Raw genomic sequence first — 22,415 nt, forward strand, 5'->3', positions numbered from 1 at the left:
CCAAAAAACTGGTGGATGAACGGCGAAGTCCTACACGTCGAGACCGGTCAAGGCACAGACTTCTGGAGGAAAACATTCTATGGATTCACCAGAGACACAGGGCATTTCTACTTCAGGACGGTTTCAGGAGACTTTACCGTCACAGTCACAATCGGTGGAAATCTTTCCTCACTCTACGACCAGTGCGGCTTGATGGTGCGAGCAAATGACACAACCTGGATTAAAACAGGAGCGGAGTTTGCCGACGGGGTGGTCAACCTGAGTACCGTCATCACCAACGGGTTTTCCGATTGGTCAGTTCTTCCTCTGGCCGGTGTTCCGCGAGAAGTCACCATCCGGCTGACAAGACACGGGGAGGCAATACGGGTTCAATATTTGGATGGTGAGGGGATCTGGCAGTTACTGCGGCTGGGCTATCTCGACTTGTCAGAGAGTTGCCAGATCGGCGTGATGTCCTGCGCTCCGGAACGGGCGGGATTTGAAGCGACGTTCCGAGACTTTCAAATCTCAGAGCCCATATCGCGAGACCTACATGACTGACGGGGGCGAGCGGGCCAGAAGTAAGGAATGGTTCTTGAATCTGGCCACACGGGCAGCAGCCGCTGGGGCTGCGGAAGTGGTCTCGCGTGTCGCCGCGCCAGGTGCAACCACGACGAAGTCCAGCGCCACCGACCCGGTCACCGACGCGGACCGCGCGAGCGAGGATGCCATCGTTGAACTGATTCGACGGCACCGCCCCAGCGACGAAATTATCGGCGAGGAGCGCGGCCATCGATCTGGCTCAAGCGGATACAGATGGGTGATCGATCCCCTCGATGGCACAGTAAATTTTCTCTACGGAATACCTGCCTTTGCCGTTAGCGTGGCGTGCGAGATTCTGCGCGACGGGACATGGGTGCCATGGGTTGGGGTGGTTCATGACATTGGAAGGGAAGAAACCTTTAGCGCCGCAGCCGGCCTGGGCGCCCGAATGAACGGGGCCGTTATTCAGGTGGGTTCGGTTGAGGCTCTAGCTGCAGCGCTGATTACGACAGGGTTCTCCTACGAAGCCGCCTCACGTGCCCGACAAGCCAGGGCTCTATGCGCGCTCCTGCCTGCTGTCAGAGACATACGAAGTGGAGGCAGTGCCGCCATCGAGCTGTGTTGGGTCGCTTCGGGGCGCTTCGACGCATATTTCGAGGATGAGTTGGCAATATGGGACACGGCGGCGGGAAAGCTGATAGTGGCAGAAGCAGGCGGGCGTACCACGAGCCTTGGTGTTAGCGGCATCATTGCATCCAACACTGCCCTTCACCACGAGCTGAAGACACGCCTGTCCGATGAGGTTGCCCAATGAACAGGACAGTGCTGGCTGAAGACGGCACAGCCAGGAGGTCCACTCAAGGAAAAAACGGTAGAGCCTTTGCCGTAATCGCCCTACTCGCGGCATCCACTTTCATGTTCATTACCGTCGAGAACATGCCCATTGGTCTTCTTACGCTCATGGCGCCATCCTTCGAGACCACACCTGCGATGATCGGTTTGCTGGTAACCGGCTATGCCGTGATTGTCTCTCTGTCCTCAATTCCGCTCACCAAGCTGAGTATGGGTATTCCGCGACGGCGACTGCTTTGCTCAGCTATCGCCCTCCTTGTTTTGGCGACTCTGAGCACTGCATTCGCGCCCAACTACTATTTTCTCCTCGGCGGCCGCATCCTAGGAGCCCTCGCGCATGCCGTTTTCTGGTCCATTGTCGCCACTACCGCGGTATCGCTGTTCGACCGGCCAAAACACGGCACGGTAATTTCCATCGTCTTCGCAGGTAGTTCATTGGGTACAGTTTTGGGAATTCCTGCCGTCGTCTGGATCGCTAACCAGCAGGGGTGGCGTCTAACGTTCTTATTAATGTCCGCACTGGGTGTATGCATCTTCGTACTTCTGAGCATCCTGCTGCCGGGTGGTTCTCGTGACGATGAAGCCACCTCATCGGGATCAACACCGGACGGGCGAACGTTTCACGTTATCCTTCTGACAGCCGCGGTGGGAGTATCAGGCATATTTATCGCGCAGACGTACATCACACTATTCCTTACGGAGGCAACTGGGCTCAGAACCTCTGAATTGAGTCTGGCGCTTCTTGCAGCAGGCATCACAGGAGTTTTAGGTGTTTTTATGGGTGGCTGGCTGGCACCCAGAATGCCCAATGCGGCGATTGCGGGACCTCTAGCCCTCATCTCCGCGGCCATGTTTTGCGCCTACGCGGCAGCGGCCAGTGCGATGCTCGTGGTTGTGATGTTCGCAGTTGTTGCCCTCGGCTTCACCGCCTTCGCCGCCGCCGTACAGGTACGAGTACTCGTCGTGGCACCCGGCAGCACGGACATCGCATCGGCCGCTAGCTCGACCATGTTCAACATCGGTATCGGATCAGGTGCGCTTATTGGTGGCGCAGTCGTAGAAATTCTCGACGTCCGCACCACCGCGCTGGCTTCTGGATCATTGGCCGCCATCGCCGTGCTTGTCTTCCTGCTGGGACTCAGTCCCGCTGCGCAGCGACAAGTTGGAATTCGAATGCGAAACTTAAAGAAGGCCCCCCTCGAACCAGGAAATATGCAGTAGTTTCAACGCTTGGCCCATAAGGTGGGCGGTTCCTGCTCAGCTCACCTGCAATCAACGTTGTAGGCGTAGCCCATGATCCCGGAGCCGTGAAGACAAATTGGTTGATTGCCAATAGCTCTGCGCTGGCCGGCGCTGCCAGCTCCATGGGGTTGGGCCAAGCAGGACCGGATCGAAGTGTTTCAACGTGCGCCCGGTCGTAGCCGGAAAGATCGACATTGATGATCTCGACCGCAGCGTCAAAGTCACCGCTACTGACGGCCGCTGTCACGAGCGGCAGCGCCTCGACACCGAATGGGTATGCGACCGACTCGTACAGTACTAGCGAACGAACATTGGCACCTTGTAGAACCACTTCTGGGGGGCAGCGAACGACACATCAGCCTGCGTTCGGTTTGTATGCCGCCGGAGCCCGGCGTATCTCGATAATTTTTCTCCCCTCTGAGAGACCAGAGGGCCATTCAAGTGCGGCCATTCGGGGCCGCCGTAGCCTAATTGGGGTTCCAGCTATGCATGAAATCAAGTGCCCGCACTGCGGGCGGACATTCACTATCGATGAGGCCGGCTACGCCGACATCGTCAAGCAGGTTCGTGACGCTGAGTTCGAACAGCAGCTCCACGATCGGCTTGAGTTGGCAGAGCAGGACAAGGCCAACGCTCTCGAACTGGCGGGGACGAAGGCCGCCAGTGAACTTCAGAAGACTGCGGCGGCCAAGGATGCCGAGATCCAGGAGCTGAGGGTGAAGCTGGATACCGGTGAGGTCATGCAGAAGCTCGCCGTGACCGAGGCCCTCCATGCCGTTGAAAAGGAGCGCGACGCGCTTGCGAATGAGCTCGAACAGATGAAGCAGGAGAAGCAGTCCTCAGTGGAGCTGGCCGAAGCTAAGCTCGTCCACGAACTCCAGAAGGCCGCATCGACGAAGGACGCCTCGATCCAGGAGCTGAAGGTGAAGCTGGATGCCGGTGAGGTCATGCAGAAGCTCGCCGTGACCGAGGCAGTCAATACCGTCGAAAAGGAGCGGGACAAACTCAAGAGCAGTCTCGAACGCGCCGAGCTCGAGAAGCAGCTCGGCGAGAAGTCCCTGAAGGACAAGTACGAAACCCAGATCAAGGACCGCGAAGAACAGATCGAGCGACTGCGAGACCTGAAGGCAAAGCTGTCGACCAAGATGGTCGGTGAAACCCTCGAACAGCACTGCGAGACCGAGTTCAACAGCATCCGTGCCACAGCTTTCCCGCTCGCCTACTTCGAGAAGGACAACGATGCCCGGACTGGCAGCAAGGGCGACTATATATTCCGCGACTCCGACAAAGCTGGTACTGAGATTGTCTCGGTCATGTTCGAGATGAAGAACGAGAACGATGGCACCGCGACAAAGCACAAGAACGAAGACTTCCTGAAGGAGCTCGACAAGGACCGCACCGAGAAGGGGTGTGAGTACGCTGTGCTGGTCTCTCTGCTCGAGCCCGACAGCGAGCTCTACAACACCGGGATCGTCGACGTATCTCACCGCTACGCGAAGATGTATGTCATCCGTCCGCAGTTCTTCATCCAGTTGATCGCGCTGCTGCGGAACGCCGCGATGAACTCGCTCAAGTACAAGACTGAGCTCGCGGTGGTAAGGGCGCAGAACATCGATATCACAAACTTTGAGCAAGAGATCGATGATTTCAAGGACGCCTTCGGCCGCAACTGGCGGCTTGCTTCTGACGGTTTCGAGGAGGCGGTCAAGCGCATCGACGAAGCGATCAGAGACTTGGAGAAGACGAAAGCGGCGCTGCACAAGTCGGCTAACAACCTGCGACTTGCGAACGACAAGGCCGAAGGCCTCACGATTAAGAAGCTCACACGAGGCAACGCGACAATGGGCGCCAAGTTTGCCGAGATGGAGCCGGCTAAGGCTGGCGAATGGGAAGTCAACTGATCGGGCGCTTTCCGGTTGTGAGCAGCAGCGTGGCTACGGGCCACGACGAAGCGACTCACACTTGGGGTTGAATTCAAGGATTGGACTGCCCCAGGATTTCGTTGACTCAAGTCAAGCAATCCTGGGGTAGTCCCATCCTCCTGCTAATCCCACCCGGTGTCTCGAAACCTCTGCGCCTCAGTCCGCCCGTGTAGCCGACCCGCTGGGCGAGTGTTGGTGCGCCCATGCGTGGGAACTGGGTGAGGATCCGGGTCATGTCCTGCACGTATGGGTCGACTATCGAAGGCCGGCTTCTCGTCGGATATTTCGCCGGATGCTCATTGGCCAGCGCCCGGTCAACCGTCTTCCAAGCTATTCCCAACCGGTTGGAGATTTCGCGCACGGACAGGCCCTCGGTCATGTGCAACCGGCGGATCTCAGCCCATTCACCGATGTCGATCATCGTCCGAATCCTCTCAATCTCTCACTGCGTGACTCCGGCCCCATGTCGGCGCCGGCAGGACCCGCGCTTCTTCACTGCGGAGGTTTCTGCGGTCAGCTGGCGGTGGCCTTCTGTTCCCGGGGTGTATCGCTTCGGGACTGGGCGGCCTCGATCCGTGGAGCAGCTTTCGCCTTCCGGCGCGCGACCAGGTTCACGGCCAGAAGGGCAGCGAGCGTGAGGGTCACTCCCGCGATTTCACCGCCCGTGGGCTGGTGTCCGCGGATGGCCTCGATGGTGAAGGCCGTGATGGGGACAAGGTTGATGAACAGCACGCCGTTGGATGCCCCCAACGCGGCGACGGCATGATTCCAGGTGAGCACGGCCAGCACCGTGGCTGGAAGTGCCATGTAGAGGATCTGCCAGATGACGGCGCCGACGTCCCCGACAGTTATGGGCGGCTCGTTCCAGGTCAGCGCCGCGGTGAGGACGATGATGGAAACCGTTCCCAGCAGGCAGGTGTGCGTGGTGAACCGAAGCAAGCTGAACTTCGGGAACGCGCCGCGGCTGGTCGTGTAGATGACCCACGCGATCACGCCGGCAAAGGTCAGCGGGACGCCCAGGCCGAGACCGCCGTGAAGGACGGCGGCCGGGTTGCCGTTCCCCAGAACTATGGCGACACCGACGAGTGCGATGGCGGAGAAGAGAAACACCAGGCCGGCGGGGCGCTTCCTGGTGCGGGCCCACATGACGAACAGTGTGACCATCGGCAGGGTCGCCATGACCAAGGAGATGGTCTGTGGCGCCGAGTAGGCCAGGCCGGCGTACATGAGCATGTTGAATCCGGCGAAGCCAATGGTTCCCACCAGCCACAGGGCACCGACCCTCCTACCGGGGATGAGGGCCCGGGGACCCTCATTGAGGGCAAGGACGACCACGAAGACGATCGTTGCCACGATGAACCTGGCGGCCGTCAGCTGGAACGGCCCCAGGTGAGGAAATGCGGTTTTGGCGATGGTGAACATGCCTCCCCAGGCCAGGGCCGTTGCCAGGCCGCCGACGGCGGCGAGTGACGTGGTGCGGTTCATGAAGGCTCCCAAGTGTTCGCTAATTGACGAAGACACGAACACTGTACATGATGGTGAGACAAAAGAAAGGCCTGTATGAAACCCCTATTTCACCCCCGGGTGGAGGACCTGGACCTGTCCATAGTCCTTCACGCCTGTGCCGATCCCACACGGCTTCGGTTGCTTGCCGACATCAACACTGAACCCGGCAAGACCTGCGGAACCTTCGAAACCGAACTTTCCAAATCAACGCTATCGGCGCACTTCAGAGTGCTCCGGGAATGCGGTCTCATCCGTCAGGAGCTCGGCCCAGGCAACAGCAGGCTCAATTGGCCAAGGACCGCGGAAGTCCAGTTGCGGTTTCCCGACGTCATCAGCGCCATACTCAAGTCCGCCACTCGAAGTTAGGGCAGAAGTTCGATGGCGTTGAAAACCATGGCCACTTTTCGCCCGGCGCCACCGGCAACCTTTTACTTCAGCGCAAATGGCCTACATTCTGTCCGGCGTTGACAGGGCCGTGTCGGAAACAGCTGCCGGCTTCGCCGTGTCCTGGTGGATGGTCCGTGCGGCGCTGAATGAGGCCTGTCTCCTGCGGCTGCCCGACGTGGACAAACTCAGTCCCAGGATGCTTGGCATCGATGAACACCGGTTCCGGTCCGTGCGCTATTTCCAGGACCCGGCGACGAAGACCTGGACACCGGACAGGTCCTTGGGATCGTGGATGGGCGGGACCACAAGGGCGTCGGTGAGTGGCTGTTTGCCCGGCCGCTTGAGTGGAGGCTGGCCGTGCAGGTCGTCGCGATCGACCCCTTAGCAGCATTCCGGAAAGCGTTGCGGATGTGGCTGCCGCGGACTGCCGTCGCCGTTGATCACTTCCACCTGATCTCGCTGGCGAACCAGGCCGTGACCGAGACCCGGCAAAACCTGTCCCAGCAGGTCAAGGGCCGCCGCGGCAGGGCTGCCGACAAGGCATGGGCCTACCGCATGCTCCTGCTGTGTGGCGGCGATCAGCTCAGCCCAGAGGGCAGCCCTCCGGCTCGAGGAAGTGTTCGCTGTTGATGATCCGACCGACACCCTCCAAGCGGTCTGGAAAGTCAAGGAACAGCTCAGGGTCCTGCTGCGCACCGGCTCCCTGGAGGACGCGGCGGCGGCGAAGGAGATACTTGAGGAACTGGTCAAGGCGGCAGTGCGGCCGGAGACGAACAGGCTCTACCGCACCGTCTGCAGGTGGTGGAAGGAGATCGAGGTGCTGATCATCACCGGCGCCACGACAGGCAAGGTGGAGGCCAACAACACGGCGATCAAAAACATCAAGCGCACTGCCCGGGGGTACCGCAATCCTGCCAACTACCAATCAGTTATTCTCTTGAGAAGTGCCGTCCGGACGGCGGCATGACACTCATCTCAGGGATTTCAATTCCCCACGAACCGTGAAGAGCCCACAAAGGTGCCGGCAAAGCTTCCCCTTTGGGGACACATTATCCTCCGCCAGTAGACGCCATGCCTCCTGCCCTTACAGATCGACCGCCCCCAGCGCCGACTTGCCAGGGACCAAGTCGTTGTCCTTCCCAGCACCCTTGCCGCGCGCAGTTTCGTTCTCCGAGTTCGGCTTACGCATGCCAGTCGTAAATGACGGAGGCTAAGAGTGGAAGGCGGGGAGCCATCAGAGTGAGGTCCAGTTCGAGGAATCGGGTCAGGGTCAACGTGAACTTCCAGATGTCATCATCATCATTTGGGCTTTTGAATGGTTGCTAGTGCCTGTGAACCCTGCCTTTTGAAGTGCCCTCACGGATGTGGGCCTTGTCGACGACAGTTATGACAGCAGCAATCTTGCTGCTCTGTCGCGACGCGTCGGAAAGCGTAGCCGTGTAAGCGTCGTCAAGACCGGGCCTATCCATGCTGCCGGAATATGGAGAAAGAGGACAGCCTGCTCGCCCAGAGGCAGTTGCGAGGATGCCTTCTTGACAGTCTTGACCACGGTCCTTTCACTGAAGCGTGTGCCATCATCCTTTGTTTTCACTTCGACGTTTTCACTTCGACAGGGACTCTGCCGGCACCCATGTGAACAGAAATGTCGAAGTCTTGCCCAAGCTCGCCCGTTTCCTCGGTTCGGATTACCCGCGCCGGCATTGCCGTGAGGGCCATGAGAGTGTCGGCTTCAAAGCGGAGCCGGAAAGCTGGCTGGTTGCCATATGGCTGAGAAACCCCTCGAATCACGGCTGAGCTTTACCTTTTGAGATGTCGCGTCGCCGCGGGCGGAGATTTGCTCCACGAAGCGCAATGCGAAAAACGCATTCTGCATTACAATGTAACTGTGGCTAATGTAGCGCGTGCCGATGAGTGGTCGAAACTGCTCTTCAACAACATCTACGTGCTCCGGGTGTCCGCAGCGATATCAAACGGCGACGTGGAAACGGACAGCGGCACGTTGCAGCGCGAGCTGTCGCTCGGTCAGACGGCGGTCTATCGGGTTATGCGAACACTAGAAAGAGTTAACCTGTTGGAGAGAATGGAGCGGAGCTCGCGGACTCAGCCGCTGAAGTATCGGAGGGTTAGCCACCCCTTCTGGGACGCGGCGCTCGAACTACTTTCAACGGCGGAGGGTGCGTGATGAGTCTACTTTTCGAGCCGGTGAACTTGTCCCTGACCCGTGCGGCCAGGGCCGGAGCGAGCGTTTTCAGGCACAGTGGCATGTTCGACGGGTGTCCATTGACGGTCACCTACTTACTCGACGAACAAGAGCATCAGGCACGCTTGGAAAGGAGGGTAGGGGCAGTTGTTGACGAGCGGACCCTCGCGGCCTTGCTCGCGCTTCCCGACGACGACCTAGCGCCTGTGCCGACACGATTCTTGAGTGCACTGACCAGCGATGGGGCATCTGCGTGGGCGGCTCTCATTAGTGAGCCGCACGGCTCGACGTGGGGCCGGAGGAAGCTGGGCATCCCGGTTGAAGTCATTGATATCGAGGCTCGGGCCAAGGACTGGACACGTGGGTGTGCCTTGGCACACCGGTGGGTAGGTTACGCGCCGCGGACGGTGCGTGTGGCACGGCCCATACCGGGCGACAAGACGCTGCTGCTAACGGAAGCGGCGCACTACGGGTTGGGGGTCATCGCGGGGGACCAGGATACGCGACTTCTCGAACCATCCGCCTACGAACCGCGGCGGTGGACCCCGGCGCGATGGCGTTTCGCTGAGCTCGTGTACGAGCAATTCCTAACTTCCGATGCGGCCAGAGGTTAGGTGACGGGTTCGGCCCAGACGTCGAGGTCTTTGGTGGGCCGGACAGGAGCGCCGATATGTGTTGTGAGTTGTGGATACGCGTCACGTGCCCCGGCCACAAGCTTCGCCCACGCTGCCCTCGTTTGCGCGGGCGGGAGATGACCAACAACGGAAAACAGCCGCCCGATCTCCAGAACGTTGTGCTGGTGGCCGATGATCCGGTCGGACTCGTCGCCATACAACCGGTCGATATCATCACCGCGGCACACCATGCAGAAGCAACGCATCGGAGGCGCTTCGGCGAACCAATGCCGCCGCATGTATTTCGACCGCGTGAACCTCAGAATATCGCCGATCAGCATGTGGGGTGACTTGTCCTCTGGATCTGCCGAGGAGCCGCCGCGGCCTACCGGGGTGAGCCGTCGGGCGGCCGGGTACGCTCCGATGGCCGACGCGATGGCCCCGCCCGCGAGGGCGTCAAATCCGAACAGATCGACACGATAGGCTAGAACTGCCCCAGTCGTCTCGCTAATGAGGCGGCGGTAAGCGCGCATCCTCTTCAGGCTGCCCAGTGGGTTAGCGCGGTCAATAAACGTCAGTGCGACAGGGTGGCGGCTGCGGTCGATAGCCTTGATGACCTGTCGGGTCGCCGCTTCGTCACTCAACCAGTTCGCCGCCAACGGCAGCGCGAGAAGTGTATCCTCCCTATCGAGCGCATTGGCTGCGAACAGCGCGGCTTTCAGCGATGCCGAGTCACCGGAAGCAATCTGACCGGTTGGTGTTATTGCGAGGTCACTTCCATCTGCCCTTTGATCATCGAGTGCACCGGCCAGATCGCCTGAGTGAAACAGGTTGCCCGGAGGCAGGACGAACGGTTGATCTGGCGTAGCGATGTGATGGGTTATGGACCGGGGCTCCAAGATCATGGGAATCGTCGGGTGGTGCCTCCGCAGATCATTCATCCTCTTCGCGCCGTACTGGCCTGTGAAGAACACCCCTCCGGATGTGTCGTCGACGTACTGAAGTGTGTTGAGAACGTTGTCACCGCATACGTGGAATTGGCGGAAAGCGAGGAGCTCTTTGGCTCGCCCCGTTTCTACTCCACGGTCGAAGTGAGTCGGGGCGGAACTTGCCATGCGGGGGTTGCTTACGACCGAGAACTGGTTCATGCGGACTTCTCCAGGAAGATGGACGAGAATTCGTCGGTTGACATGTGTGTGCGTTCGGCGAGCTTTTCGAGGGTTGCGCCCTTGGCAAGTTCGGCGTGGATGTTGTCGGTCACGAGTCGTGGTCGTTCCGGTGGCAGCGGGTCCGGTTCCCTGCGGTGCATGCCCGAGGTGCTCAGGACGATATTCCAGTGACGATAGGCGCTTTCGTCAAGGAGGTCGCAGTCGTGAGCCCGACGAATTAACGCAGAGAGGGAAACGCCCCAGCGGCGTTTGAGTGGCAGGAGATCTTCCAAGTGTGGTGGAGTCGGCCATTCGCGGCGTAGGCGTGCTGCCGGCAGGAGGAACTCTGCTCCGAAGGCGTCTGCTTCGCGTTCCTGCTGTTCGGTGGCTTCCCCGTCGTGCAGTACCGCGTGACCTAGTTCATGCGCCATCGTGAAGCGCTGACGCTCGGCGCTTGCATCTTCCCTGAGAAGGATCAGCGGGGCAGCGTCTTCTGGCCACGCGGCGATGGCGTCAACTTGCAGCGAGTCCAGAGCCCAGCATAGAACGGTAACGCCGGCGTTTTCGAGTAGACCTGTTAGATCTGTGATGGGTTCAGTCCCGGCGCCCAAGTCTGACCGCACTGCCTGGGCGATCTCCTGGGGTGTGACGAACCCATCCTCTAGGTCATGTCGTTGCAGGGTCGTCGCAGGAGCACCTATGAGCCGGGCAATGCGCTGCCGCGTTAACGCCAAGTCCGCGCCGATTCGCCGAATCTCACTCTTCGGCGTAGTGCGGCGCTTGCGGTGGAAAATGCGTTCTGGGTGCACTGTGATTGAAGCCTCTGTGAAAGCCCGTACGGGAACGCGAAGGGCGGCCGCGATCTTCTCCCACCGATCCGCGTCGAGGTCCATGACCCCTGACTCCACCTTCGACAGCGTTGCCTGTGCAATGCCGGTCGCACGAGCGAGTTCGACCTGGGTCAAGCCTCGAGAGAGACGCAAAGTCTCCAGCAAGGCAGATGCTGGTGACGGTGCTTGTTCCATGAAATCGAGAATAGCAGCATGTGTGGAATATTCCAAACATTTTTGAGCGCGATGAATGTGCCGTTCTATAACGCGATCCAAAGTTGGCCCCCGGCGGAGTGGTGGATGACACGTGTCCCATTAGCACTTCGATGGACGGCCACGCCACTTCGGGGGTGTCCTCGGATCGCATCTCAAGAGCACTGCTCTCATTTGTGGCAAGGTGGAGGCATGATGTTAACGTCAACCGAAAATAGGGCCAGGAACGCCAACTGAAAATAGGGCCACCGACCATTATGGAAGGTGATCAATTTGGATGATTGGGCGGAGATACGCCACCTGTTTTCGACGGGTAAGCACTCGAAGCGGGAGATCGGTAGGATCGTGGGGGTTTCCCGCGGGACGGTGGACCGGGCGCTGGAGTCGGATCGGGCGCCGAAGTATCAGCGGGCATCCGGAGGGTCGAGTTTTGATGCGTTTGCTCCCAGGGTCCGGGCGTTGTTGGTGAAGACGCCGACGATGCCGGCCGCGACGCTGGCGGAGCGGGTGGGCTGGTCTGGTTCCGCGTCTTTGTTCCGGGCGAAGGTGGCCGCGACCCGGCCGGAATACGCGCCGCCGGACCCGGCTGACCGTCTGGTCCACGAGCCGGGATTCCAGGTCCAGTGCGATCTGTGGTTCCCGCACGAGCCGCTGCCCGTCGGTGCGGGCCAGAACGACACGCCCCGGTGCTGGTGATGACCTCGGCGTTCTCCGGTTTCATCCAGGCACGGATGCTGCCGTCGCGGACGACGCCGGACCTTCTGGGCGGAATGTGGACTCTGCTGCAGGACGCGCAGGCGGTTCCGTCCCGGCTGTTGTGGGACAACGAGTCCGGCATCGGCAGGCAGCCGGCCGACAGAGCCGGTGGCCGCGTTCGCCGGCTCCCTGGGGCTGGAGATCCGGAAAGGAACTGAGCGACCTAACCCACTTGCCTGGAACGCCGTGGCATCGAGTGCGAATGGAACATGGTCTCCGCCCCTATGAGCGCACAAGCCAAGTCATTGGGCATGCGGAGATGGAGGACTACTTTGCCAGGATCCTTTCCGGGTAAGGTCGCGGCCGCGGCCGCGGCCGCCTCCGACGTTCACGGGTCTAGCTGCTCACTAAGGGCCGGCTATTCACCACTCCAACGTCAATGAGCTGCGTAGCTTCGCAAGGAGAATATCCGTATCCGTGTCGTCAAGACAGTCGACAAGCGTCCGACCCTCCCCAAGATGTGTCGTCGGGCTGGTCAGCGCTGTGATCATGTCCAGGTCATCGCAGCCCACCTCCCGCGCTAGTGCCCGCACTTGAACAAGGAACGGTCTGACCGTCGACAGTTCGCCCGCCCCCCGCGCACGTTCAAATTGAAATCCTGGGAAGACGACATTCCCCTGGTACACAAGCGCCAGAAGGTCGGGGAGCTCGGCGCCTCCGGGTAAGCCAAGCATTCTGTGAACGTCGGCATCACTCAATAGCCCATAATCCTCGCGAATGCGGATCTTCAAATTAACGGTCGCCTGGACGGAACGGGCCAGCTGAGGGGATACCTGACGACCAAAAGATTCCATCGCCTCCACCAAGTGTCGTGTTCGCTCAGGTTGGCCTTGGCCTTCGACGTCGTTCATGTTTCGATGATCTCCTTTGGCGCCGCAGTCTTCAAGATGCTTTGGTACTGTCCGGGGGAGATTCGAGACTGGCATTACTGGGAGGTATCCGGTTCGTTCGCGAATGGCCCTTTGGTCGGTCGGGCGAGGCATCCTAGTCGATATCCCAACAGAACGCGTAAGCGACGTTTTAAGCATTAGCGGAGCTAGTCTAAAGAATCTAAAGGAGTCTAAAGCCTCACCAGGGCGCCGTCGGTGCTAGGGGGCATCGGATTTTCGATCGTTCGTCTTTTGCGACCCGGCCGGGTGGCGTGCCCGCCCCAGCTGATGAAATAGCAGTAAGGGTCAGGCTGAGTCAAGGTTTCGAGGGTCGAACCAGATACCGAGATCCGAGAATTCCTTTGGCGTTCTTGATCTGACCCGTGCGACCCATTGCTTGCTTGGGCGAGCAATCGAGGTGGCCACCCATTCGTGGGCAAGTGAAGGGGGGCGCGTCCAGCCTGGACGCGGAGTTCCTGCTTTGTCACATTCTAAGCCGACGACGACGGCCAGTAGGGTGTCCCACTCAGTGGAACCAGTTGTCTCCGGTTTTTCTAAGCCTCTGGAATGCTGGTCAGGTGGCAGCTGCCGAAAGCGGGCTACGGCCATGGCAAGCATGCGAAGTGCGAAGTCGTTGTCTCCGCGTGCGAGCTCAACTCCGATGGATCCCGCGGTTGCATGAGCGCTGAACTGTGCGCTGTTGGGTCTCTCACCCCGGCTATCGTCCTGCATTAGCGGTGATTTGGGATCTTGGCGACGAAGCGGTGGAAGGGCGTACCCGATGGGTCGATTACGTCGTCGAGCAGCATCTCTGCGCGGAACACTTCTACCCAAGATGCCCAATCCCGGCATTACAGTCAGACCCGCCGTGAACGACGCGGACGACGTTTGGGGTGCCTGACGGTATTTGTCGAGTGCGGTGGTCTCCCGGCGAGGAGGCCGCGAGACCATCCCCGCCGTTGAGGATGTGACCGAGGAGCCGCTCCGCTTCGGTGACGAAGTCCAGGCGCATGACGGCGTTGCCTCCGAGTATCTTGAGGTTTCGGTCGTACGTCTGAGCGGTCTGTGCGGAGTAGGTTGCGAGCGACATGCCGAGTTCAGCGATTCTGGACCGTATTTTGTAGGCGTAGCGATGCTGGAGTATCGAGGCAGCCAGACGGTCGGAATCAAGCAGCGAATCGGCGTCATTCCAAGGGATCTCGTTGCGTTTGCCGAAATCGGCAGGGACCTTGGCGAAGCTTTTCGGCGCGTACTTGGGTGAGCTCATGGTGCGACTGTTCCAAAGGGCATGGTATTAATTGTACTGCCGAAGGTAGATCAAAGATCCTACTGTCCCATGCTACACACTCTTTGTCGACTTGCCAAGTGGTGTGTAGTGTTACGGCTCAATTTGTTTGATCGAAAGGATTGATCGACCACATGACTAGCCGCCCCAAGGCGGCACTGGATACTGAAATGGCCCCCAAAACGAAGTCACGCGCCAACGCGACTTCCGGGGGCCCTCAGCAAAACGTCTTCTCCGACGTCCCCGATGTTACCCAGTTTCACTTGGGTAAGCAACGCATGGATTCAGTGCGCCCATTTTCAGTCCCCTTGCCTCTCGATCCGCAGGCCTGCCCTGGTCCGGGTTGGATGGCCCTATTGGGCTCTATAGCGGGTGTCGCGCACGTGCCGGCGCTGGGTCCGCAAAGCGTCTGGGTGAGTTACTCGTGACCGGCCCAAGTCCTGCTGAGCTGGTCGCGTCGTACAGACCAAAAGCTGGAAGTGTGCCTGCTGGACTATGGGGGATCATAGGGCCTCTCGTACGCGAGGTCGCGACTAGGTTCATCGAGATGGAACCCGGCATGGCCGCATCGACCCTGCGGAACTACATCAATGCCATCGTCTATATGGTGGCGTGGGCGCACGAGCATGGCGTGCCGTTGGAAGTCGAGACGGTCTTTACGCCGCTGCGGGTTGAGCATTACATCCAGACCGGCACGGAGCATCTCGTCCCCAATTCGCGTGGAACCCGGCGATCCAGCCTGATCCGCGTAGGGCGCCACGTGACTCGTAAGGTCGCATGGACCCCGCCTGCGCTGAAGTTCCCAGTCGCGCAACTTTCACCTCCCTACTCGGCCGAAGAGGTGAAGCGCTATTTCCGGATGGCTGCCCAGCAAGGCACAGAGTTCTGCCGACGCGTCGCGACAGCCCAACTCTGCCTCGGGCTAGGCGCCGGCCTCCGCGCGGATGAATACCTGCTGGTCGGATCCGAGAGCCTCGTTCTGCACGACGAGGTTTTCATGCTTGACATCCCTGGCGCTCGAGCCCGCAAAGTGCCAATGCACATCAGGTACGTGGATCCGCTGCTTGAAATCGCCGACGCCAACCCGAACGAGCCGTTCATGGGCCCCCTCACCGGGACAAGCCCCATGAATCGGCTTGACGGCATGCTGAGTAAACCCCACTACCCCAGGGTGCGGCGCCCGACAACAAACAAGCTGCGCACTACCTGGTTGCTGAGGATGCTCCGCAGCCGCTGCACTCTCTCGGAAATTCTTTACATGTCAGGACTCCGGAACACCAAGTCCCTTATCGAGTTGGCGGCGCACGTCCAGTACCGGGACACTGACGAGTGGTTCGTGGATGTGGCGACGTTCCATGACTGAGACGATCAATGTCCGCCCCCTTAACGGACCTCCCAGGCCAAGGAAGCGGCAGGCTTTGGAATACGCGATGCTGGTCCTCGACCGGACCCCCTGGCCGGAAGCGCTGACCATATATGAGCAAAAACGATCCGGTCCCAAACGACTCGTACCCTTCAAGGCCTTCGTTGTCGGCCTCATCTACTATGCCGTCCGCTTCGGCAAGGAGAGGGTGCCGATCAAGGGAATTGCCCAGGAACTTCACGCCCTCTCCGCGGAGGAAAAGGCCTCACTCGGAATCCATCAGCTTGGAATCATTCAGGGAATTGACTACCACCAGGTGTGGCGAACGTTCGATATCCTGCGCAAAGTCCTCGACCGGCAAACATGTTTTGGCGAGGAGTGGGTTCATCCTGAAACAGGGGAAATCCTGGCGATGCGGGATGAAGCGAACATCCCGTATTCAGGGCTTGACGCTTTCATCCACGAACTGATCAGAGCATCCATCCCTGAGGCCCAGCCGGCCCCTGTCGGGCTGGCCCTGGACGGAACAGCGATCGAGACATACTTCACGGTGAAAAGGGACGGCCCTGGATCCGATGATGCCTTGCAAGGAAAGCCAGACAAGCCCCGGAGGAAACCCGGCGACAAGATTTGGTTCAACGCGGACAGGCCCGTTCCCACCGACGACCGAGATGCCAGATGGGGCCACCGAACAACCACCCCGACAAACCAGAGCGAGTTCTACGCGGGGTATGAAGCGCACATAGCAGTGGATGCATGGCCCAAAGGCACCATCGAGGCCCCAAGAGTCGCCCGTGGCTTCCTTCTGGCGCCGGCCGGGACAACCCGGGCGATTGCGGGTCTGACGCTCTTAGACCTGGTGGCCCAGGCATGTGCCAACCAACACCCGGAAGGCGCCGCCCCCAACGCGGGCTACCCAGAGAACCTCTACGTCGACCGGGGGTACTCGATGCATACAGCCGAGAACTGGCAACTCCCACTGTGGCAGCGTGGCGTCAACCCAACGTTCGACCTTGCCGATAATCAACGGACTACCAGGGCGAGCCCGTTTGACGACACCATCTACGTCGATGGGGGGCTGTATTCCGACGCACTCCCGCAGACGCTGAAGAAAAAGCTTCCCCGGCCCAATCCATTCAATCTCGACTCCGAAAAGCTGAAAGAACTGACAAAAAAGTATGATCAACGGCGGGCCTTCGCTTACAGCCCCCACGGCGCCCGAAACCCGGAGAACGGCCATCAGCGCTGGAAGGGCCCAGCCACTGCAGGAACCGTTCGCTGCATGAACAATCCGGCCTCGATGACGCTCAAGGAAACTATTCCTCTCACCAATTGCGAAGAAGGGGAGCCCTGTGGCTGCTCAGGAACACTAACAGTCACCCCGGACGAATATGCGCGAGAGTCGCAATGGCCCCCGTACCAATCCTCCGCCTGGCGGAAAAACTACGGTGCCCGCAACGCTGTCGAATCGTTCAACGCTGACGCAAGGGCCAACATCTCGTCGTGGCAGAAAGGTTACACGATGGTCCGCACACGAGGACGCACCGCCCTCCTCCTTGCCGGGTCAGTGGTGGGGCTGAACTTCCACATCGTGAGGAACTGGCACTTTAAGCAGAGACTCCAAAGTCCCTTGGACAGCGAACAATGGGACTACGGTGCAGAACCGAAGAACACGAGGCAGCGCCGCACACAGACACTCAGCGAAAGACTAGACCCCTAAAGAACGCACCGACTAGGACCCCGCCGCCGCACGGCGACGGGGTCCTACCCATGCCTGCAATCCAAAGCAAGCACCGGATCCGGCCTTCCGCCCACACATGCAGAGACGCTGGCAACAACATAGTGTGAAGCATTTCACCCAAACCGGTGCCGTCAAGCATCAACCTTGCGCTCCGCCCCCGAAACGACGAATTCCCTCGGGCAGAAAACATGCCCAAGGGAATTCGTAACTAGGTACTTCGGGGATTCGTAAAACCCCCTTCTGGCGGTGACGGTGGGATTTGAACCCACGTTGGCTTTGACACCAAACAACATTTCGAGTGTTGCACCTTCGGCCGCTCGGACACGTCACCAACCTGTATAGGGTACCGGAGCAAGGCGCCCAACCCCAAAACGGCCGGCACGGAGCGGTTCGGCCATGTCCCGGGACGACCCGCCGGTACAGGACAGGCTTCCCAGTACCCTGCCTGGGCACTAGATTCATCAGCAAGATGGGTACTTCTGAGCAGCAGGCCACAGCAACCGCATACTGGACCGTCGGACCCGAAAAAGGTGAGCTCCGGCGCGAAGAGCTGCCCGCCCCCGGGCCAGGCGAAGCCATCGTGTGCACCCTGTACTCCGGCATCAGCAAGGGCACCGAACTCGTCGTCCACAACGCCCGCGTGCCGCCATGCGTCGCCGCGGAAATGGCTGCCCCCAACCAGGAGGGTTCCTTTCCCGGGCCGGTGAAGTTCGGCTACCTCTCCGTCGGCGTCGTCGAAGAAGGCCCGGCGGACTGGCCGGGCAGGACAGTTTTCTGCCTGTACCCGCACCAGGACCGCTATGTCGTCCCGGTCGAGTCGCTCACAGTCGTCCCCGATGGTGTTCCGGCCCGCCGCGCCGTCCTCACCGGAACCGTCGAGACCGCCGTCAACGGGCTCTGGGAGGCCGGCCCCCGGCTCGGCGACCGCGTCGCCGTGATCGGCGCCGGACTCGTGGGCGGCATGGTGGCCAAGCTCCTCAGCGCGTTCCCGCTCGGACGGCTGCAGCTGATCGACGTCGACCCCGCCAAGCGCGCGTTCGCGGAAACCCTCGGCGTCGAGTTCAGCCACCCCGACGACGCCCTGCCGGACTGCGACATCGTGATCCACTGCTCGGCCTCGCAGGAAGGGCTTGAACGGAGCCTGCAGCTCGTGGGCGACGAGGGCGACATCATCGAGATGTCCTGGTATGCCGACCGGAAGATCACGCTGCCGCTGGGGGAGGACTTCCACGCCCGCCGGCTTTCCATCCGCGCCAGCCAGGTGGGCGTGGTGGCCCGCGCCCGCCGCCACCGCCGCACCCACGCGGACCGGCTCGAGCTCGCCGTCTCTTTGCTGAATGACCCCGTCTTCGATGTGTTCCTCACCGGATCGTCCAGCTTCGAAGAGCTGCCCGACGTCGTCCGGCAGCTTTCCGAGGGCACCCTGGACGCGCTCTGCCACGTCATTGAATACCCAGTCCCCGATCCCAAGACCACAGAAGCCACGAGGTAAGACCGTGTTCAGCCTGACCGTCCGCCGCAACTTCATGATCGCCCACAGCCTCCCGCGCCCCGCCTTCGGCCCCGCCCAGGGCCTGCATGGAGCCACCTTCGTCACGGAGGTGACCTTCCGCCGTCCTGCGCTGAACGACGACTCGATTGTTCTGGACATCGGAGAGGCCGGCGACGTGCTGGATTCCGTCCTCGAGGGCCTCAACTTCAAGAACCTGGACGAGCACCCTGACTTCGCCGGAAAGCTCAGCACCACCGAGGCCCTGGCCCAGTACGTCGCCGACGCCGTGGCGGCGAAGATCCGCCAGGGACAGGACGGGCCGGAGCTGGCCGGGCTGGACGTCACCCTTCGCGAGACCCCCGACGCCTGGGCCAGCTACACGCTCGACTTCGACGCCCGCTAGGCACCCGCCGTGCAGCCGCCAGACCTCCGCCTGCGCCTGGTGGTGCCCGGCAACGTCCGGCATAACTCCGGCGGCAACGTCTACAACGCCGCCCTCGCCCGGGAGCTGTCCGCGCTGGGGGCCGCGGTGGAGACCTGCCCGCTCGACGGCGACTGGCCCGGCGGCAGCCCGGCGGACCGACGGCGGCTGGCCGCCCTCCTGCACGACCCCGGCGACACCGGGGCGGGGAACTCCGGCGCGGACAGCAGGATAACCCTCGTTGACGGACTGCTCGCCTGCGGGGCGCCGGAGGAACTCGCGGCCGCGGCGGCCGCCGGGCGGCCCGCCTGGATCCTGCTGCACATGCCGCTCGACGACTCCGGTCTAGAAGGGGCAGGGCTGGAACGCCGGGCGCTTCGGGAAGCGGCCGGGGTGATCTGCACCAGCAGCTCGGCCGCGGCCGGGATCCGGGCCAGGTACGGGCTGGGCGGCGTCACGGTGGCCCTGCCGGGCACGGAGCCCGCCCCGCTCGCCCACGGCTCGGAACCCCCGCACCTCCTTGCGGTGGCCGCCCTGCTGCCGAACAAAGACCAATCGCTGCTGCTCGCCGCGCTGGCCCCGCTCACCGGGCTGCCGTGGACGGCGTCGCTGATCGGCTCCGACTCCGCGGACGCCGCGTACGCCGCGCAGCTCAGGGATTCAGTCGTCCGGCTGGGGCTGCAGGACCGCGTCCGCATCCCGGGGGAACTCCGGGGCGAAGCGCTGGAGGCAGAATGGGCCGCCGCGGACCTCAGCCTGCTCATCTCCCGGGCCGAGACCTACGGGCTGGTGGTCACCGAGTCGATCGCCCGCGGCATCCCCGTGGTGGTGCGTGCCGGCACCGGAGCCGTGGAGGCGCTCGCGGCCGGCAGTGCGCCAAGCCAGAATCTGGCTGTCCCGCCGGACACCGCGGCAGCCGAGGTGACCGCACTGCCGGGCACCGCCGTCGCACTCGGCTCTGACCCGTCGGCGCTGGCCGAGGTCCTCCGGCGCTGGCTCACTGAGCCGGCGCTCCGCGCCCGGTGGCGGGCGGGCGCCGCCGCTGCCAGGGACCGCTTGCCCGGGTGGGAGACCACGGCCAGGACGGTGTTCGAAGCCTTGGACACAGCTCCGCGCGCGCCGCACCCGCGGGACCCGCCGGAATTGCCTGCGGCAGATGATTCCCCTGCCGCGCAGGCTGTTGGACAATGACCCCATGACGCCCGAGCCCCTCACCACCGTGCCCCCGACCGTGAACATCCCTCCGGCCAGGACGCTCACGCCCGAGCGGCTCCGCGCCTGGGCCTGGCACAGGCAGGGCCTGGACGGCTCGCTCGCGGGCTGCACGGCGGAGCAGGTCTTCGCCCGCGCGGGCTGGGCAAGGTCCGTAGGCGGCGCCAACCCGTACCTCTCGCTCTTTGCCCGCGCCGGCATCCGCCGGGAACAGGTCGACGCCGACGTCCTCTCCTACCGGATCCTCGAACTGCCCACCGCCCGCGGCTGCACCTACGTGCTGGGACGCGACGACTTCGCCTGGGCCCTCAAACTGGGCAAGGACGCCGCCGAGGCTTTCCGGGTGCTTGGCAGGCTCGGCGTCGACCGCGGGGAAATCACGCTCCTGGAGGAACAGGTCCTGCACACCCTCGCCGAAGCCGCCGCGCCGATGGACCCGCGGCAGCTCAAGGACGAGCTCGGCGACTCGGTGCGGAACCTCGGGGAGGAAGGCAAGAAGAAGGGCGCCACCACCACACTGCCCACCGTCCTCGGTATCCTGCAGGCGCAGGGAAGGATCCGCCGCGTCCCCGCCAACGGACGTCTCGACCAGCAGCGCTACGCCTACGAGCTCTGGAACCTCCCCGCCAGCCCCCTGGACGAGGACGAAGCCCGCACCGAACTGATCCGCCGCTACCTCGGCTGGACCGGCGGGGCCACGCTCAAGCAGTCGCAGGGGTTCACGGCTTTCACCGTGGCGCAGAGCAAGGCTGCGCTGGCAGCCGTCGGCGCCGTCGAGGTGGCCACCGAGGTGACCACCGCCGGGGGCGGGGGGCTGTGGTTGCTGCCCGACGACGTCGAACGCCTGGCCGCGTTCGAGGAACCGGCCGAGGAACAGATCCAGCTGCTCGCCGGCACCGATTCGCTGGTGCTGCTGCGGCGCAACGCGGCGGAGCTGCTCGCCGAGGACGGACCTGACGGGGACAACATCGGCAGGGACGTCATTACTTCGCTGGCGCTGCAGGCGGACCTGCCGGACCACCCGATCCTGGACCGCGGACGGATCATCGGGCTCTGGCAGTACGAGCCGGGCCAGGAGCGGATCGTGCCCTGGCTGTTCCACGGCCCGACGCCAGCGGTGACCCGGCGGATCGCGGAGGTGGAGGCCTGGATCCGGGAGGACCTGGGTGACTTCCGTGCATTCAGCCTCGATTCACCGGCCACCCGGCAGAAGCGGATCGACGTCCTGGCGGCAGCCGCAACAGGCTCCGCCGCAGCAGCTTCCGCCGTCGGCACGTAAGCCAGCAGGACCGGATGCCACCGGAACGGGGCCGTGATGTCCGAGGTTCAGCTGCCGCGGTGTCCGGCGAAGAAGCCCCGCAGCAGCGCCGCGCACTCCGGCGCCCGGACTCCCGCGTACACTTCCACCCAGTGGTTGAGCCGGCGCTCGCGGAGGATGTCGAACACGGAACCCGCGGCCCCGGCCTTCTCGTCCCAGGCGCCGAACACCACCCGGGGAATCCGGGCCAGCACCACCGCCCCGGCGCACATGGCGCAGGGCTCCAGCGTCACCACCAGGGTGCAGTCCTCCAGGCGCCAGCCGTCATCGCGTTGCCCGCTCCGTGCGCTGCGCTCCCGCAGCCGGGCCGCGGCCTCGCGGATGGCCACCATCTCGGCGTGCGCCGTCGGGTCCCCGAGCGCTTCCCGTTCATTGCGCCCGGAACCGAGCACAGCGCCGTCGGGTCCGATCACGACGGCTCCGATCGGCACGTCGTCGGTGGCAAGCGCCCGGCGTGCTTCGGCGATGGCAAGGCCCATCCATTCGGTATGGCGTGGCTCCGGGGAAGTCATGGCTCAATGA

22 protein-coding genes and 1 tRNA gene are annotated in these 22,415 nt (G+C 62.2%); 15 read left to right on the forward strand and 8 right to left on the reverse strand.

What is annotated here, in order from left to right; genetic code table 11:
• Positions 1 to 15: 15 nt before the first annotated feature.
• The 4 genes from ACQCSU_RS14600 (at position 16) to ACQCSU_RS14615 (ending at position 4,517) form a co-directional block, all read left to right on the forward strand.
• Positions 16 to 540, forward strand: coding sequence for a DUF1349 domain-containing protein (locus ACQCSU_RS14600; protein WP_426976004.1), 525 nt, complete (start codon positions 16 to 18; stop codon positions 538 to 540).
• A 34-nt stretch (positions 541 to 574) separates the two neighbouring features.
• Complete coding sequence (locus ACQCSU_RS14605; protein WP_426976005.1) at positions 575 to 1,336, forward strand: inositol monophosphatase family protein; 762 nt, start codon at positions 575 to 577, stop codon at positions 1,334 to 1,336.
• Positions 1,333 to 2,595, forward strand: coding sequence for an MFS transporter (locus tag ACQCSU_RS14610; RefSeq protein ID WP_426976006.1), 1,263 nt, complete (start codon positions 1,333 to 1,335; stop codon positions 2,593 to 2,595). The genes ACQCSU_RS14605 and ACQCSU_RS14610 overlap by 4 nt, the downstream gene beginning before the upstream one ends.
• A 506-nt stretch (positions 2,596 to 3,101) precedes the next feature.
• Positions 3,102 to 4,517, forward strand: coding sequence for a DUF2130 domain-containing protein (locus ACQCSU_RS14615; RefSeq protein WP_426976007.1), 1,416 nt, complete (start codon positions 3,102 to 3,104; stop codon positions 4,515 to 4,517).
• A gap of 106 nt (positions 4,518 to 4,623) precedes the next feature.
• On the opposite strand, the gene ACQCSU_RS14620 is transcribed toward ACQCSU_RS14615, so the two are convergent.
• Entirely contained in the window at positions 4,624 to 4,959 is a 336-nt protein-coding gene (locus ACQCSU_RS14620; protein WP_426976008.1) for a hypothetical protein, read from the reverse strand.
• Between the two features lie 92 nt (positions 4,960 to 5,051).
• Positions 5,052 to 6,023, reverse strand: a complete 972-nt coding sequence (locus tag ACQCSU_RS14625) for a DMT family transporter (RefSeq protein ID WP_426976009.1) — start codon at positions 6,021 to 6,023, stop codon at positions 5,052 to 5,054.
• A gap of 75 nt (positions 6,024 to 6,098) precedes the next feature.
• Between ACQCSU_RS14625 and ACQCSU_RS14630 the strand changes: the two genes are divergently transcribed.
• The 4 genes from ACQCSU_RS14630 (at position 6,099) to ACQCSU_RS14645 (ending at position 8,613) form a co-directional block, all read left to right on the forward strand.
• A complete protein-coding gene (locus tag ACQCSU_RS14630; protein ID WP_426976010.1) occupies positions 6,099 to 6,410 on the forward strand; it encodes an ArsR/SmtB family transcription factor in 312 nt (103 codons plus the stop codon).
• A gap of 309 nt (positions 6,411 to 6,719) precedes the next feature.
• Positions 6,720 to 7,061, forward strand: coding sequence for a transposase (locus tag ACQCSU_RS14635; RefSeq protein ID WP_426976011.1), 342 nt, complete (start codon positions 6,720 to 6,722; stop codon positions 7,059 to 7,061).
• Complete coding sequence (locus ACQCSU_RS14640) at positions 7,000 to 7,398, forward strand: transposase (RefSeq protein WP_426976012.1); 399 nt, start codon at positions 7,000 to 7,002, stop codon at positions 7,396 to 7,398. Before ACQCSU_RS14635 ends, ACQCSU_RS14640 begins: the two co-directional genes overlap by 62 nt.
• A 918-nt stretch (positions 7,399 to 8,316) precedes the next feature.
• Positions 8,317 to 8,613 carry a hypothetical protein gene (locus tag ACQCSU_RS14645; protein WP_426976013.1) on the forward strand — a complete coding sequence of 99 codons (297 nt, stop codon included), beginning with the start codon at positions 8,317 to 8,319 and terminating at the stop codon, positions 8,611 to 8,613.
• 628 nt (positions 8,614 to 9,241) lie between these two features.
• Here ACQCSU_RS14645 and ACQCSU_RS14650 read toward each other — a convergent pair.
• Together ACQCSU_RS14650 and ACQCSU_RS14655 are read right to left on the reverse strand one after the other, a co-directional pair.
• A complete protein-coding gene (locus ACQCSU_RS14650) occupies positions 9,242 to 10,393 on the reverse strand; it encodes a hypothetical protein (RefSeq protein ID WP_426976014.1) in 1,152 nt (383 codons plus the stop codon).
• Positions 10,390 to 11,454, reverse strand: coding sequence for a helix-turn-helix domain-containing protein (locus ACQCSU_RS14655; RefSeq protein WP_426976015.1), 1,065 nt, complete (start codon positions 11,452 to 11,454; stop codon positions 10,390 to 10,392). The genes ACQCSU_RS14650 and ACQCSU_RS14655 overlap by 4 nt, the downstream gene beginning before the upstream one ends.
• A gap of 462 nt (positions 11,455 to 11,916) precedes the next feature.
• Here ACQCSU_RS14655 and ACQCSU_RS14660 point away from each other — a divergent pair, with 462 nt between their 5' ends.
• Positions 11,917 to 12,132 (forward strand): hypothetical protein, encoded by a 216-nt coding sequence (locus ACQCSU_RS14660; protein ID WP_426976016.1) that lies wholly within the window; start codon positions 11,917 to 11,919, stop codon positions 12,130 to 12,132.
• A gap of 422 nt (positions 12,133 to 12,554) precedes the next feature.
• Here the strand turns inward: ACQCSU_RS14660 and ACQCSU_RS14665 are convergent, their stop codons facing one another.
• Together ACQCSU_RS14665 and ACQCSU_RS14670 are read right to left on the reverse strand one after the other, a co-directional pair.
• The gene (locus tag ACQCSU_RS14665) at positions 12,555 to 13,043 is read right to left on the reverse strand and encodes a hypothetical protein (protein ID WP_426976017.1); all 489 of its coding nucleotides are present in this window, start codon (positions 13,041 to 13,043) and stop codon (positions 12,555 to 12,557) included.
• Between the two features lie 844 nt (positions 13,044 to 13,887).
• Positions 13,888 to 14,328: a hypothetical protein gene (locus ACQCSU_RS14670; RefSeq protein ID WP_426976018.1), complete on the reverse strand. Its 441-nt coding sequence runs from the start codon at positions 14,326 to 14,328 to the stop codon at positions 13,888 to 13,890.
• A gap of 577 nt (positions 14,329 to 14,905) precedes the next feature.
• Between ACQCSU_RS14670 and ACQCSU_RS14675 the strand changes: the two genes are divergently transcribed.
• Both ACQCSU_RS14675 and ACQCSU_RS14680 read left to right on the forward strand, forming a co-directional pair.
• Positions 14,906 to 15,709, forward strand: coding sequence for a hypothetical protein (locus tag ACQCSU_RS14675; RefSeq protein WP_426976019.1), 804 nt, complete (start codon positions 14,906 to 14,908; stop codon positions 15,707 to 15,709).
• Positions 15,702 to 17,429, forward strand: a complete 1,728-nt coding sequence (locus tag ACQCSU_RS14680; protein WP_426976020.1) for a hypothetical protein — start codon at positions 15,702 to 15,704, stop codon at positions 17,427 to 17,429. Before ACQCSU_RS14675 ends, ACQCSU_RS14680 begins: the two co-directional genes overlap by 8 nt.
• Before the next feature lie 262 nt (positions 17,430 to 17,691).
• Here ACQCSU_RS14680 and ACQCSU_RS14685 read toward each other — a convergent pair.
• A tRNA-Ser gene (locus tag ACQCSU_RS14685) sits at positions 17,692 to 17,781 on the reverse strand.
• Positions 17,782 to 17,919: 138 nt separating this feature from the next.
• Between ACQCSU_RS14685 and ACQCSU_RS14690 the strand changes: the two genes are divergently transcribed.
• Genes ACQCSU_RS14690 through ACQCSU_RS14705 form a run of 4 tightly spaced genes read left to right on the forward strand, consistent with a single transcriptional unit; the run spans position 17,920 to position 21,854 of the window.
• Positions 17,920 to 18,942 carry a zinc-dependent alcohol dehydrogenase gene (locus ACQCSU_RS14690; protein ID WP_426976021.1) on the forward strand — a complete coding sequence of 341 codons (1,023 nt, stop codon included), beginning with the start codon at positions 17,920 to 17,922 and terminating at the stop codon, positions 18,940 to 18,942.
• Between the two features lie 4 nt (positions 18,943 to 18,946).
• Positions 18,947 to 19,345 (forward strand): 6-pyruvoyl trahydropterin synthase family protein, encoded by a 399-nt coding sequence (locus ACQCSU_RS14695; RefSeq protein WP_426976022.1) that lies wholly within the window; start codon positions 18,947 to 18,949, stop codon positions 19,343 to 19,345.
• 9 nt (positions 19,346 to 19,354) lie between these two features.
• Complete coding sequence (locus ACQCSU_RS14700; RefSeq protein WP_426976023.1) at positions 19,355 to 20,554, forward strand: glycosyltransferase; 1,200 nt, start codon at positions 19,355 to 19,357, stop codon at positions 20,552 to 20,554.
• 4 nt (positions 20,555 to 20,558) lie between these two features.
• Positions 20,559 to 21,854, forward strand: a complete 1,296-nt coding sequence (locus tag ACQCSU_RS14705; protein WP_426976024.1) for a DNA glycosylase AlkZ-like family protein — start codon at positions 20,559 to 20,561, stop codon at positions 21,852 to 21,854.
• A 47-nt stretch (positions 21,855 to 21,901) separates the two neighbouring features.
• Here the strand turns inward: ACQCSU_RS14705 and ACQCSU_RS14710 are convergent, their stop codons facing one another.
• The gene (locus ACQCSU_RS14710; protein WP_426976025.1) at positions 21,902 to 22,405 is read right to left on the reverse strand and encodes a nucleoside deaminase; all 504 of its coding nucleotides are present in this window, start codon (positions 22,403 to 22,405) and stop codon (positions 21,902 to 21,904) included.
• Positions 22,406 to 22,415 lie beyond the last annotated feature (10 nt).

The organism is Pseudarthrobacter sp. O4, assembly GCF_050157025.1.
Taxonomy (GTDB): domain Bacteria; phylum Actinomycetota; class Actinomycetes; order Actinomycetales; family Micrococcaceae; genus Arthrobacter.